Consider the following 13,684-nt stretch of genomic DNA (forward strand, 5'->3'; position numbering starts at 1 on the left):
CGTTCAGCTTTCCTGAGCCTGCGCATGCCGTCGGGCTTCGAGGATCGCACGGCGGGTGACGAGGCCGACGAGTTTCGGTGTTTCCGCACGGTCCACTACCGGCAGGCGGCCGATGCCATTGCGGATCATGCGATCGGCGGCATCGGAGAGCGGTTCTTCCGGATGAATCGTCACCGGCCGGGTTACGCCGGCTTCCAGAATGGTGCTGTGGGGCGCGATCTCCAATGCGGCGAAGAGATCGGCACGGGTGATAATGCCGAGGAGCGTGCCATCCGTTGCGGTGATGGGGATCAAACGCACGTCGTGCCACGGCGAGCCGTGAGTGCCGAGTCGTGCGGCGATTTCCGCCACCGTGTGCTGGGGTGCGGCGGTGAGAGGCTCGCGTTCCATCACCGCATCCACCTGCAGGGCGTGGAGGAAATCCGGCTCGTAGTCGCTGGGGATGCGCACGCCGCGGCGGGCGAGTTTTTCCGTCATGATCGTCTCCCGCATCAGCACGCGGGACACCAACACCGCCGCGCCGCAACCCAGCAGCAACGGCCCAAAGGCCCCGACCGCATGCGTTGCTTCAAAGGCGAAGGCCACGGACGCAAGGAATGCCCGCGAGGCTCCCGCGAACGTCGCCGCCATGCCGATCATCACTCCGAGTCCCACTGGAAACGCCTCGAAGCCCGGTACTCCGTGCAGCGCATGGGCCGCCAATGCGCCGAAGGCTCCGCCGATGGTCATCAGGGGCGCGAGCGTGCCACCCGAGGTGCCGCTGCCGAGCGCCACCAACCATGAAATGAACTTCAGCACTGCCAGCGTGGCGATGGCCTTGAGGGCCATTTGTCCATCCAGCAGTTCGCGCAGGTTGTCATAGCCCACGCCGAGCGTGCGCGGTTCCATCCAGCCGATCGCACCGACGACGACTCCGCCGATGGCGGGCCACCACATCCAATGGATGGGCAGTTTCTCAAATTCATCCTCCAGCGCATACACCGCCTTGGTGATGCCCACGGCCAGCAAGCCGCATACACCACCGATCACGAACGACCCGAAGGAAAGCGGCAGGTCCGGCGTTTGGTTGAACGCCAGCGGGAACATCGGCAGCGGTTCGTGGAAGAACGAGCGCAAGGCCATCGCCGTGCCCGTGGCCAGTGCCACCGGTAGGAAACTGCGGCCTCGGTATTCGAACAACAGCAGCTCGATCGCCAGCAGCACCGCCGCCAGAGGCGTGCCGAAAATCGCGGTCATGCCCGCCGCCGCTCCGGCTGCCAGCAGGATCTTCCGCTGCACCGGACTACTCGGCAGCCATTGACCGAGCAGGGAACCGATGGCACCGCCGGTGGCAATGATCGGTCCTTCCGCGCCGAACGGACCGCCGGTGCCAATGGACACTGCGGCGGAGAGCGGCTTGAAGATCGCCACCCGCGCCGGGATGCGGCTGTCCGCGGTGCCGATCGCCTGCATCGCTTCCGGGATGCCGTGGCCGCGGATCGCCGGACTGCCCCAGCGTGCCATCACGCCGATGATGAGTCCGCCGATCACCGGCACGGCGATGCCCCAGGCACCCCAGGTGGAGAAATCCGGCTTTGATTCCGCTGTGGAAAAGACGCCATGGAAGGCAAGATTCGTGCACAACCGGATCAGGGCGATCAGACCAACGGCGGTGAGGGTGACGATGCCGCCGAGCAGCACGGAAAGAAGGGGCACGCGGGCGCGTGACCAGAGCGAAGGAATCATGAAGGATCGAGCGTGGAGAGAAAGTTCACGATTTCCGGGCCGAGGTGCTTCAGCTCGGTGCGATGCACGCGGCTGAGACGCTCGAGACGGGCGGAGCCTTCCAGGGTGAGCTCCAGCACCATCGCGCGGCGGTCTTCCGGAGACGGTCGCTTGGAGACGAGGCCGGCTGCTTCCAAGCGCTGTACCAGTTCCACGGTGGTGTGGTGGCGCAGTTTCAACCGTTCCGCCAGCACACCGACGGTGGTGGTGCCTGCCTCCCGGCCGCGGATGGCGAGCAAGGCTTGGTGCTGCTGCGGCTTCAGTCCCTCCTGGGCGGCAGCACGCTCACTGAAATGAAGGAAGCGGCGCAGGGCGTATCGGAAGTCCGCCAGTCGCTTGTAGTCGGAGTCTATGAGGAGCGGCTCGGTCATTGGCGGGAGTCATTTATATCGTAATGCGATATAAATCAAGTGGGATATGTTACGGTGGGTCTTTAGCTCCTGCCGTGCCAGTGCGGAAAGTTCCCGGTCCTTGACGAGTCCGCGACCACCACGACAGTCGCGGGCATGAGTGCTCCGCAGATTCCGCGTGATCAGGGGACGACGGCCTTTTCCGGAAAGGCAGGAGACTATCAGGCGGCTCGTCCTTCCTATCCGCAGGCGTGGTTTGCGGCTTTGGAAGGGGAAGGTTTGCTCGGGCCGGGGGAGGTGATCGCAGACATCGGCGCAGGCACTGGTTTGCTCACAGCGGGTTTGCTGGATCGGGGCGCGATCGTTACAGCGGTGGAGCCAAATGACGCGATGCGATACGCGTGTGATGAATGGCTTGGAGGGCGCGAGAGCTACAGCAGCGTCTCCGGCACGGCGGAAAACACTTCCCTGCTGGATGCGTCCGTGGATCTCATCACGGCGGCACAAGCGTTCCATTGGTTCCAGATCGAGGAAGCGCGGCGCGAGTTCCTGCGCATCCTGAAGCCCGCCGGCCTGGTGGCCCTGATCTGGAATGACCGCATTCCTGAAGACCCGCTCCAGCAAGCTCTGGCGGAAATCATGGAGGAGCTCGGCGGGGTGATGCGGAATGCCGTGCTGTCCCAGGAAAACAAGGCAGGGGTGCCCGCGTTCTTCAATGGGCCGTATCGCACGCTGGAGTTTTCCAACGAACAACTGCTCACCCGCGAAGGATTACATGGCCTGTTGTTCTCGCGCTCGTACATGCCGCGCCGCGATAGCGTGGAAGGCGCGCGGGTGGTCGTGGAAACGGACCGCGTCTTCGACCGCTTTGTGGAAGCGGAGACAGTGCGGATTCGTTACCGCACCGTCACGATGCTTGGTCGGCCGGTTACGGCAGGATCATGAACAGGCCGCCGCTGCTGGCCCAGTTGGCGATCTTGGTCGGCACCCAGCGGCGCTCGAAGCTCGGACCCCACGAATCGCTCACCGCGAGTTCATCGGTCTTCTCGTTGTAGCCGATGATCATGCAGATGTGGCCGTTCTTGTCGGGCTTCGGCAGCTTGGCGATCTCGGCGGCCTTGGTGGAGATCTGCGTGATGTAGGCGCTCCAGTCGGACACCAGCTTGCGGTTGGAGGTGTTGTCGTTGGCAGCCTTCGCATACTCGTCCACCGCATGCATGGTCCACATGACCGGCACGCCTTCGTCGATGTAGCGCTTCACGTCGCGGATGCGCAGTTCCTTCACCGGTTCGTCCTTGGTACGGCGGCCCTTGCTGTAAACGGCGCGGCGGACGTTCTCGAGGAGCTTCTCCACGGAGGTTCCGCCGCCCACGCCGGTCCCGCCGATCATGGCCAGCAGATACATGTCCGCGTCGATGCCCATGGTACGCATGGCGCGCTCGAAGGTGGCGGGCACGCAGTAGCCCTTCGGCCCCTGGTCCACCATCGGGATCTGGGTGGCATAGACATCGCCGTTGGATTCGCGGACCACGCTTTCCTTGCGGTGGCGGCGCACGATCTCGCCCTTGGTCGCGATGGTCTTGCCTCCGGCGGCGGCGAAGTCGAGCGGCACCATCTGTAGTGAAACGTACTCGCCCTCCTCGGAGGACAGCAGCAGCGACTGGCCATTCCAGTCCCAGCGCTTGATCTGGCGGCGGGTCTTGCCTTCGCCGAAGCGCTGGATCACCGGTGCGCCGAGAGCCTCCGAGATGGATTTTTCAATCGCGGCTTCGTCCCGCTTCATCGCGGCTTCCAGTGTGTTCGCGGTGGCCTCGGTGCCACCCTCGAAGTGATCCTGGCCGGTGCCGGCCTTGCTTCCGAAATCACCCTTGTTCGCATAGACGATCGAGAGGCTGGTCGCGTGGCCTTCGCCATCCGCATAGAGCGCCACCGAGTAGGGGCGCGCATCGAACAGCCGGTAGCTGTCGCCCGCATAGAGCCGCCAGCTTTTGCTGTCATTGGTGGAGGATTCCTCGCGCAGGGAAAGTGCGGAGGCGATCCCATTGGCGGCGCGGGCCTCGAAGGGGGCGCCGCTGAAAAGCTTGTGACCGGCGGTGCCGTTCAGCTTGGTGATCTCCTGCTCGAGTAATCCGGCGGCTTCGTCGAAGTATTTCTGGTCGGCGGGGAGGAGGAAATCCGGCTTTACCTCGAACAGCCTGCCATCCGCACGACGGCGCAGGAGGTAGATGCCGTCCGCCTTTCCTTCGAAGCGGACGTCGATTTTCGCACCGCTGCCATCGCCTAGCTGCCGCCAGTCACCGACGGCAGCCCCGGCAGGGGAGAAAGGAAGAAGCGCCAAGGCGCAAACAGGCAATGAACGGAATCGCATCCCTGCAACCAACCCGTTTTCAGCCGGATGCGCAACCCGGCTTCGCGGAATTTACGCGAGCGCAAGGCGGGAATCCTCGGCGAGCTTCGCGGAGAGTTCCGGCCAGCCGCCCGGCACCTGCATGTTGAAGCAGTGGAGGTAGACGGCGACCAGCTTCGGGTCGAAGCCGCCCTCGACCAAGCGGTCCACGGCGGTGTTGAGGCGTTCGGCGTCGATCTTCTTCGGCAGGTCGCCGACCACGGAGCCCTTGCCGTCGTGCGGGATGCCCATGCCGTCGCAGAAGGCGGCCAGCATGCCCTGGTTGCCAGCCATCAGCCAGGCTTGCAGCAGGTGCTCGCCGATGGTGTCGCAGGCTTTGATCTGGAGGGTCTTGGCGATCCACGCGTATTGCTCGGCCATCGATTTCTTCTCGACGAAGACCGGGCGCAGCTTGCGGTTCTGAGCCAGGGTGGCCACGGCGGAACGATAGACGTTGCGGTCGTTGGCGCGGAACCAGTCCAGCATCTGGGTGATGAGGGCGGGATCGACGGCGGAGTAAAGTTCGTGGGATCTCACGGCGGGAAATTCGGTCCGGCAGTCAAGACGGGCTGTCTGCCGGTGGCAAGGGCGGAAAAAACGGACCCGGTGCGGGGAGAAGGGCTGTTGCCGCCTCCCGCCCGCGCTTGTCCGTCCTCCGGTCCTCTGTTGGAATCGGCTGATGTCGAACGATCCCTATCGGACTCCCGCCGCGCCGCCTCCGTTGCCACCACCGTCATCCGGGCGGATCGGGGATGACATGGGGATGAGGCTGCTGCTTCCGGTTGGGCGGTCCATGTGGGCGGTAGCGGCTGGATATTTAGGTCTGTTTTCCTTTTTCATCTTACCTGCACCGTTTTCCCTGCTGGTTTCGCTGATCGCGATCCGGAAGATCAAGGAGAGTCGGCAAACCGCGAAACCCCTCCACGGCATGGGACGTGCGGTATTCGGATTGGTGATGGGGATCCTTGGGACTTTGGCGCTGCTCTTTGCCCTCTACCTCAACTTTGTTGCCCGGAGTCGTCTCTGAGGATGGAATCTCCGCCCCGATCCGGAATGGCAGCCGGTGGGCGATTTTGCTAACAAGGTTTGCCATGATACGCTGCCTGCCCCGCGGGATCTGTTCCCCATCCTACCACCTCGAAGGCGAAGGTCATCAGGCAGAGATCCTGTTCAATGCCTTCGGTGAAGGTGGTGAACTGGTGATCGATGGCCGGAGTCTCACGGTCGAGAAGCAGGGCTTTCTCAGTGGGAGTTGGGCGCTCGTGGACGGCGGACGGGTCATGGCTACGGCCGGCAAGACCTCCGCTTTCACCCGCACGATCGAGGGCGAGGGACCGTCCGGCGCTTTCCGGTTGAACGCGGAATCGGTTTTCGGACGGACGATGTTGCTGGAAACCCGAAACGGCACGGCGGTGATTTCACCGGATCATGCCTTCACCCGCCGGGCGTCGATTGGTGGTCCTGCGGCGGATTTCACCACCGCCTGCTTCGCGTTCTGGCTCACCGGGATGCTCTGGCGGCGTGCCGCGAAGAATTCCTCCACGGCTCATAGTCATCCCGTGGGGTGAGGTGGCGGTCGGTGTGGAATGGTGCCACGGGATTGTAGTTTGCGCATCGGCGCATCCGGGTCATCTTCGCGGCGATGCCCCATCGCGTGGAAATGTGGCGCACGCTGCGCTGGCTCGGAATCGCCGCGGTGCTGACCGTCGCGCTTTACCTGTTCGTGCTGCGGCCGTTCGAGCGCGCCGCGGCGGGTGCCAGCGCCACGCTGGAACACAGCCTCGACAAGGTGCTGGCCGCGGTCACCAATTCGAATACCCGCGTCGTCGAGGGACGGGCCGAGATCGCGGAGACCTCGGAGATCACGGAGCTTTCGCTGCTGGAGATGCGGATGAGCGCCACCCGTTCGTTCGAGAAAGAGGACTTCATGCTGAAGTATTTCCCGCTGGGCACCAAGAAGGTGATTCTGCGCGGGCATTACCGGGTGAAGGCCGGTTACAAGCTCAAGCCCGGCGTTTCCCTGCGGATCGAGAAGGGGGAGCCTGTGGCCAGCTTTCCCCGTGCGGAGATCCTCTCGGTGGAGCTGATCGACTTCGACGTGCTCAACGAGGAGAACGGTTGGTTGAACAAGGTCACGCCCGTGGACCGTGCCGCCGTGTTGCGTGAGTTGCGCGAGCAAATGCGCCAGGAGGCGGAACGCAGCGGCATTCTGGAAACGGCGGAGTCCACCTTGAAGACCCGCCTGCGCGATCTGCTCGGCACCGACTCCGTGCGGGTCGAACGCCAGGAGCGGTAGGCGTGCGTCCTCCTTTTTTTCGTGCCGCCCGCAAAAAGTTGTAACCTTTCGGCCGCCTTTTTCGGAGGGTGGGCATGGAAAGCACGCCGACGAATGCCTCCGATCCCGATGACGCGACCTTGCTCGGCCGCTGGTCCCGCGATTGCTGCGAGCGTTCGTTCCACCTGCTGGTGACGAAATATGCCGCGTTGGTCCATCAGGCCGCCCGGCGCCTCGGCGTGGATGACACCATTGCGGAGGAAGCCGCGCAGGCGACCTTCATTCTGCTCGCGCGCAAGGCTTGCACCCTCGCGGACCGCCACTCTTTGGCCGGATGGCTTCACGTCACCGCCATGCACCAGTCCCGCAACCTGAAACGCCGCCAGATCCGCGAATACCGGAAGCGCCACCGTTATGGAAACGAGTTCGATGGTCCCTCCATCCCCACGTGGGATGACGGGCAACCCGAACTGGCCCGCGCGATGGCCGCCCTGCGCCCGGGGGACAGGGAGATCCTGTTGCTCCGCTTTTACCGAGCCCTGAGCGTGAAGGAAATGGCCGGTGTCACTGGCCTTTCCGTGGAGGCCGCCCAGAAGCGGCTGACCCGTGCGGTGGAGCGGCTGCGTCTCAGCTTGTGCGAACGGGGTGGGGTGTCCTCTTCGGCCGCCCTCGCCGCGTGATCCCGACCGCCCTCTTTTCCTTATGACCAAAAAGACCGCCCTCATCGCTTCCGCCGCCGCCATCGTAGCCGGAGCTGGCATTTGTGCCCTCCTGCAGCCATCCGCCGCGACGAAAAACAATACCGTTCCCTCGCTGGCGACCAGCAGGGACAAATCCGTTACTGATCCCGGGAAGGGCGATGGATCTTCCGCGCCCGGCCGGGCCAACCGCGAGCGCCCCGCCACGACGCTGTGGCCGGATCTTGCCGCGAAATACGGTGAATCCCGTACCAATCTTTCCCGCCATACCATCGACGGATTCCTCGGCCTGCTCGATGAAGTCCTCGTGCTGGCGGAATCCGCGGATGATCTCGGCACGCTTGCCGGAAAGAAACCGGGCGACGACCCGGATCTGGGAGATCTGCCCGAGAAGCTGAAACTCACCGCCGAACAGAAAGCCGCAGCCGCCAAGCTGGTGGCCGAGAGCCAGAAGCGGCAGGTGGAGGAACTCCGCAAGTTGTCCTCGGATCTCCGCAAGGAGCCCAAGCCGTTGGTCGAGCTGGCTCTCGTCGCGGATGCCGCGGCCCGCAAGCAGATCACGCAGGAGGAGTACCAAGCGAAGGTAAAGGAGGTGGATGCCGCGCTGAAATCTTCGTTGGGAAGACCCTCGTTGAAGCTTCAGGCCGGAAATGGCGGGGATCAGGATGCCCTGCTCCGCGATCCGACCGCCCGCGCCGGATTTGAGAAGCTGCTCGATCCCACCCAGTCTGAAGCGTTCCAGGAGATGGTTGCCGCCCAGCCCCAGGGAGAGAATCCGGAGGAGAGCATTGCCGACACCTTCAAGCCGATGGAGTTGGAGAAGCTCGACCAAACCCTCACTTCCACCAAGTCGATGATGGAGGGCGTCCGGAAGATGATGGAGGGCATGAAGACCCTGCCGAAGGAGGCGCAATAACAGCCTGCCGCGGCAGGGGTACGGGACGTGGGGTAGGAGATCCCAGTGATTCGTGTGTAAACGCGCTCCCGTATGCCCTGCCGCTGGCATGGGCGGAATCATGACTTCGTTTCATGCCGGTGGCGTGTTCGGCGGGTCGGGACTGCGGGATCTGCGTAAGTTCACGGAGGTCTAACAGGGCAATTTGCATCCGCCCGAGATCTCGGGTGGACATTCGGGAAAGAGAGGCTTCGTTGGGCGCGTCTCCACCTTCGTGAATCCCCACGCCGTGACGGTGACGCCGCGGCCTCTCCTGCCATGTGGATCGTCCTCTTTGCCCTCCGCTACAAGTACACCATCGGAGTCTTCGCCATCCTGATCCTGCTGTTCGGGGTGATGTCCGGTAAGAAGATGTCCACGGACATCCTGCCGCGGGTGGAAAGCCCGGAGATCACGCTGGTATGGAACTACACCGGCCTGAACGCCACCGAGATGGCATCCAAGATCACCTCGTTCTCCGAGATCGCCACGCTCAACAACGTGGATGACCTGGTGGAGGTCCGCTCGGAGACGTCCAATGGCGTGAGTCTGGTGAAGTTGAAATTCCAGCCCTATGCGGACATCAACACCGCATTGGCGCAGGTGACTTCTGTTTCGCAGACGATCCTGCGGCGCATGCCCACCGGCACCACGCCGCCGCTGATCATCCGCACCAGCCCGTCGAGTGTGCCGATCGTGCAGCTCGTGATGTCCTCGGACACGATGACGAACGGCCAGCTCTTCGACTACGCGCGCCTCTCACTGCGCGGCAAGATCCAGAGCATCCCCGGCTTGCGCCTTTCGCTGCCGTATGGTGGTGCCGCCCGGCAGGTGATGGTGGATCTTGATCCGGACGCGCTCAATGCGTTCGGTCTTTCCGCCGCGGATGTGACCCGCGCGATCAGCACACAGAACCTGACGCTGCCCTCCGGCTCTCTGCGCGAAGGCGCGCGCGAACTGCCGGTGACGCTGAACGCCAGCCCGGACAACGTGCAGGCTTTCCTCGATCTCCCGATCCGCGCCGTGAACGGTAAGATGATCCTGCTGCGCGATGTGGCCAACGTTCGCGACGGCGAGGCGCTGCCCACCAATCCGGCACGCCTGAACGGCCAGAACGCCGTGATGGTGTCCGTGCTCAAGCTCGGCAGCGCGTCCACCGTGGATGTGGTGAACGGCATCCTCGAACGCATGGAGGAGATCCGCAGGGAAGCGCCTCCGGGCATGACCATCGAGCCGATCTTCGACCAATCGGTGTTCGTGAAGTCGGCGGTCGATGGCGTGCTGAAGGAGATCCTGCTGGTGGGCGGCCTCGTCGCGCTGGTAGTGCTGCTGTTCCTCGGCTCCTGGCGTTCCACGCTGATTGTGCTGACCTCCATCCCGTTGGCGCTGCTGTGCTCGATCATGGGCCTCTATCTGGTCGGCGCGACGTTCAACCTGATGACGCTCGGTGGTCTCTCATTGGCGATCGGCATCCTCGTGGACAACGCGCTGGTGGAGATCGAGAACATCAAGCGGCAGATCGCGCTCGGGAAGGGCGTGAAGCAGGCGATCATCGATGGCGCGCGCCAGGTGGCGTTCCCGGAGTTCGTGTCCACGCTCAGCATCTGCATCGTGTTCCTTCCGATCTTCCTGCTCAGCGGCACGGCCTCGTATGTGTTCCGGCCGCTGGCGCTGGCGGTGGTGTTCTCGATGATCGCGAGCTACTTGCTCTCCCGTACTTTGGTGCCCACGCTGGCCTCGTTGATGCTGCCGGCGGAGGCGCGGAAGGAAGCGGAACTCCGCGCGCGGACGACGAAACGCTTCGGTCTTTTCAGCATCCATCACGGCATCGAGCACGGCGTGGACCGGCTCGGGGAGGTGCAGGGCGGCATCCTCGGCTGGGTCTTGCGCCACCGCTGGGTGGTGATCATTCCAGTGCTGGTGGCGGTGGCCATCGGCACGTTCTCCGGGATGCACGCGGGCCGTGAATTCTTCCCCCGCACGGACGCGGGCCTGATGCGCTTGTTCGTGCGTGTGCCGACCGGAGCGCGTGTCGAAGACACCGGCATCGTGATGGCAGAGATCCAGCGCGAGATCCGCAACATCATCCCGGCGGAGGATCTTGCTTTCGTTGTCGAGAACATCGGTGCGCCGAACTCGGTGAACCTCGCGTGGGTGGAGAGTTCCTCGATCAGTTCCGCGGATGGCGAAATCCTCGTGCAGCTCGCTGAGAACCATCGCCCGACGATGGGCTATGAGAAAGCGGTGCGCGAGATGCTGGCGGAAAAGTTTCCGAAGGTGCAGGCCTTCTTCCGTCCCGCCGATGCCACCAGCCAGACGCTCGCCTCCGGCTCACCGACCACTTTCGAAGTCCGCTTCTCCGGCCGAGATGTGCCGGGTAACATCGCCCTTGCGAAAGAACTGCGCGAACGTTTCGCCAAGGTGCCCGGTGCCGTGGATGTCACGCTTCGAGAGGTGCTCGACCAGCCCGGCTACCTGATCCGCGTGGACCGTGCCCGCGCGGCCTATCTCGGCGTGACCGCTCAGGACGCGTCGAACGCCATCCTGGCCGCGCTCGGCAGCGGCGGCACCGTGGCGCCGAACTTCTGGGCGGATCCGGAAAAGGGCGCGTCCTATGACGTGCAGATCCTGGCCCAGCCCACGGCGCTGAACTCCTCCGAGCAACTGCTCAATCTTCCGATCCGTCCCAGTGCGGGAGGCGAGCCGGTGTTGCTCCGCGCCTTCGCAACCTTGGTCGAGCAACGCACGCCCGCGAGCGTGTCCCGCACCACCTTGCAGCCGACTTTCACCGTGGTGGGGAACGTGCAGGGGCGCGACCTCGGCAGCGTGACGAACGAGCTGGAAAAGATTCTCGATGAGATGAAGCACCGGCTGAAGGAGCAGAAGAAGGTCGGCACGGACATCAAGCTTCAAGGCCAGGCCGCGCTGATGGAATCCGCCTACTCCGAACTCATCGGCGGTCTTGGTCTCGCGGCCGTGCTGGTGTTCCTGGTGATGGTGATCAACTTCCAATCGTGGTCGCTGCCCTTCGTGGCGATCAGCGGTCTGCCGCTCGCCGTCTCCGGTGCCGTCGCCGGGCTTTATCTCACGAACACACCGCTCAGCGTGCCCGCGCTGATGGGCGTGATCATGGTGGTGGGTGTCTCCACCGCAAACAGCGTGCTGGTCAGCAGCTTCGCACGGGATCGCCAGGTGCTGGAAGGTGCCACCGCCGCGGAGGCCGCCATGGATGCGGCGACCACCCGCCTGCGCCCGGTGATGATGACCGCGCTGGCGATGATTCTTGGCGTGATTCCAATGGCTCTCGGCCACGGCGAAGGCGGCGAGCAAAATGCTCCGCTCGGCCGCGCGGTGATCGGTGGTCTGGTCTTCGGCACCTTCGCCTCGCTGTTCATCGTGCCCGTCATGTTCGCCATCGTCCGCCGCCGCTGGCAGCCGCCGGTGGAGGAAACCGTCCACATCGAACCGTCTCCGCTCGCCGATCCGGCTTGAACCTCCTGCCCCTCCTTATGCCGTGAAACGTTTCATTCCGCTTCCGCTCTTCATCGCCTGCGTCACTCCGGCCTTTGCCGACAAGGTCCAGGTCAAGGTGGTCACGCCCGCTGCGGCGACCGCGCCGCGTGCCTTCGAGGTGCCCGCCCGCACCGAGCCCGCCGAGTCCGCCACCATCTTCAGCCGAGCCACCGGTGTGATCCGCGAGCGCAAGGTGGACATCGGCGATCGCGTGAAGGCTGGCGACGTGCTGGCCGTGATCGATGCTCCGGAAATCGCGCTTCAGATCGAAGCCGCGCAAGCCGCCATCGACCAGGCCACCGCCAAGGCCAAGGTCGCTCGCACCGTTGCGGACCGTGCGGAGGGATTGCTCCGCGAAAAGGCCGTCTCGAAGGAGTCGTCCGAGCAACAGTCCGCCACGGCGGAGGAATTGGAGGCTTCGGTGCGTGCTTCGAAAGCGGAACTGGGTCGCCTCAAGGAACTCCAGGGCTTCATGATCATCCGCGCGCCGTTCGATGCCACCATCGCCGCGCGTAAGATCGATCGTGGCGATCATGTCAACGGAGACCCTTCGTCGGCGGATGCCTGGCTCTTCCAGCTCTATCGCATCAATGAGCTGCGCGTGGTCGTGCAGGCCGCGCCGGACCTCGCGTTGCGGGTCGCGGAAGGCACGGAGGGCAAGGTGGGGTTCCCCGAGCTGCCCGGCCAGCGTTTCACCGCCAAGGTGACCCGCACCAGCCGCGCGCTCGAAACCACGTCCGGCACCATGCGCGTGGAGCTGATGTTGAAAAACGAGGACCGCACCCTGCCCTCCGGTCTCACCGGCAGCGTGACCTTCGATCTCGCGCCCGCGCCGGGCACTTTCCTCGTCCCGAACAACACGTTGCTTGTCCGTGGCGGCCGCACCTACGTCGCCGCCGTGCAGGATGGCAAGGTGAAGCTGGTGGAGGTCGCGCAAGGTCGCAATCTCGGCGAGCAGGTGGAGATCACCTCCGCGGGTCTCACCGGCCAGCCGGTGATCGTCAGTCCGAACGCGCTCATGCGCGAAGGTGATGAAGTGGAAGCCGTGCCGCTGCCGCCGAAGAAGAACTGAGATTCCTCTTCTTCGTAGCCGGAGTCGTGAGACTTCGGGCGGGGGGGGGATGTGGATCATTCCCGTTAGCTACGATCCATCTCGTAGTTGTCAGGCCTTTCCTATGGAAAGCGCGGCTTCCCATTCGACGTGCTCGCCGGGCAGCCCGTGCTCCATCAGTGACGCGCGGACTTTCTCGAACGACGGCTCGATGATCCCCTCGCGTTCGATCTGCACCTGATCCGCCTCCCATTCGGGATTCACGTGCTTCGCCAGCACCCAGCACGCCCACGCCCGCGCGGTGCGGCGCTCGATTGCATGACCGCTCATGCGGGTGGCCAGATGCTGGTAGTGGCGGCGGGGATTGCCGAGGAAGCCGCCACGATCCTCCTGGCGGAGAATCCACCCGACAGCCCGGTACGGAATCGGATGATTCTCGAGAACCGCTGCATCCTGCGTGCCGCACAATGTGGCACCCATCGCACGATTCAACATCAGCAGCGCCTGCGCGGGCAGGCCTTCCAACCATCGGGATTGTCCGCACAGCAGAGCTTGCCGGTAAAACTCCGCGCCGCGATTCCCATCGCGATGCTCAGCCAGTCGCGATGCCGGATGGCGCTCGCCACCGATGTCCGGCAGATGCGGACACGGGGTGGTGATCGTCGTATCGACGGGCTTGGCCATGGTCGGCAGCTTCGCCGGATTCGCGGCCC

At 64.1% G+C, this 13,684-nt stretch carries 13 protein-coding genes; 8 read left to right on the plus strand and 5 right to left on the minus strand.

All coding sequences use genetic code 11. The features are described from left to right. Positions 1 to 3 precede the first annotated feature (3 nt). Positions 4 to 1,725: a chloride channel protein gene (locus tag KBB96_RS18640; RefSeq protein ID WP_211631004.1), complete on the minus strand. Its 1,722-nt coding sequence runs from the start codon at positions 1,723 to 1,725 to the stop codon at positions 4 to 6. Further along, positions 1,722 to 2,135, minus strand: coding sequence for a MarR family winged helix-turn-helix transcriptional regulator (locus tag KBB96_RS18645; RefSeq protein ID WP_211631005.1), 414 nt, complete (start codon positions 2,133 to 2,135; stop codon positions 1,722 to 1,724). Before KBB96_RS18645 ends, KBB96_RS18640 begins: the two co-directional genes overlap by 4 nt. A gap of 135 nt (positions 2,136 to 2,270) precedes the next feature. On the opposite strand from KBB96_RS18645, the gene KBB96_RS18650 reads away from it, so the two are divergent. After that, positions 2,271 to 3,059: a class I SAM-dependent methyltransferase gene (locus KBB96_RS18650; RefSeq protein ID WP_211631006.1), complete on the plus strand. Its 789-nt coding sequence runs from the start codon at positions 2,271 to 2,273 to the stop codon at positions 3,057 to 3,059. On the opposite strand, the gene KBB96_RS18655 is transcribed toward KBB96_RS18650, so the two are convergent. After that, positions 3,043 to 4,452: a C39 family peptidase gene (locus tag KBB96_RS18655; protein WP_211631007.1), complete on the minus strand. Its 1,410-nt coding sequence runs from the start codon at positions 4,450 to 4,452 to the stop codon at positions 3,043 to 3,045. The genes KBB96_RS18650 and KBB96_RS18655 overlap by 17 nt on opposite strands. A gap of 81 nt (positions 4,453 to 4,533) precedes the next feature. Then, complete coding sequence (locus tag KBB96_RS18660; protein ID WP_211631008.1) at positions 4,534 to 5,037, minus strand: hypothetical protein; 504 nt, start codon at positions 5,035 to 5,037, stop codon at positions 4,534 to 4,536. Positions 5,038 to 5,179: 142 nt separating this feature from the next. Between KBB96_RS18660 and KBB96_RS18665 the strand changes: the two genes are divergently transcribed. The 7 genes from KBB96_RS18665 (at position 5,180) to KBB96_RS18695 (ending at position 12,992) form a co-directional block, all read left to right on the plus strand. After that, positions 5,180 to 5,527 (plus strand): DUF4190 domain-containing protein, encoded by a 348-nt coding sequence (locus KBB96_RS18665; protein ID WP_211631009.1) that lies wholly within the window; start codon positions 5,180 to 5,182, stop codon positions 5,525 to 5,527. A 64-nt stretch (positions 5,528 to 5,591) separates the two neighbouring features. Next, on the plus strand, positions 5,592 to 6,068 hold the full coding sequence (locus KBB96_RS18670; protein ID WP_211631010.1) for a hypothetical protein: 477 nt from the start codon (positions 5,592 to 5,594) through the stop codon (positions 6,066 to 6,068). A 74-nt stretch (positions 6,069 to 6,142) separates the two neighbouring features. Further along, complete coding sequence (locus KBB96_RS18675; RefSeq protein WP_211631011.1) at positions 6,143 to 6,796, plus strand: DUF4230 domain-containing protein; 654 nt, start codon at positions 6,143 to 6,145, stop codon at positions 6,794 to 6,796. Positions 6,797 to 6,870: 74 nt separating this feature from the next. Further along, positions 6,871 to 7,455 carry an RNA polymerase sigma factor gene (locus tag KBB96_RS18680; protein ID WP_211631012.1) on the plus strand — a complete coding sequence of 195 codons (585 nt, stop codon included), beginning with the start codon at positions 6,871 to 6,873 and terminating at the stop codon, positions 7,453 to 7,455. A gap of 22 nt (positions 7,456 to 7,477) precedes the next feature. Beyond that, complete coding sequence (locus KBB96_RS18685; RefSeq protein ID WP_211631013.1) at positions 7,478 to 8,389, plus strand: hypothetical protein; 912 nt, start codon at positions 7,478 to 7,480, stop codon at positions 8,387 to 8,389. A 297-nt stretch (positions 8,390 to 8,686) separates the two neighbouring features. Further along, positions 8,687 to 11,899 (plus strand): efflux RND transporter permease subunit, encoded by a 3,213-nt coding sequence (locus tag KBB96_RS18690; RefSeq protein ID WP_211631014.1) that lies wholly within the window; start codon positions 8,687 to 8,689, stop codon positions 11,897 to 11,899. Between the two features lie 22 nt (positions 11,900 to 11,921). Continuing rightward, positions 11,922 to 12,992 carry an efflux RND transporter periplasmic adaptor subunit gene (locus tag KBB96_RS18695; protein ID WP_211631015.1) on the plus strand — a complete coding sequence of 357 codons (1,071 nt, stop codon included), beginning with the start codon at positions 11,922 to 11,924 and terminating at the stop codon, positions 12,990 to 12,992. Between the two features lie 90 nt (positions 12,993 to 13,082). On the opposite strand, the gene KBB96_RS18700 is transcribed toward KBB96_RS18695, so the two are convergent. After that, positions 13,083 to 13,655, minus strand: coding sequence for a hypothetical protein (locus tag KBB96_RS18700; RefSeq protein WP_211631016.1), 573 nt, complete (start codon positions 13,653 to 13,655; stop codon positions 13,083 to 13,085). Between the last annotated feature and the right edge of the window lie 29 nt (positions 13,656 to 13,684).

The sequence above is a fragment of the Luteolibacter ambystomatis genome (assembly GCF_018137965.1).
Taxonomy (GTDB): Bacteria; Verrucomicrobiota; Verrucomicrobiia; order Verrucomicrobiales; family Akkermansiaceae; genus Luteolibacter; species Luteolibacter ambystomatis.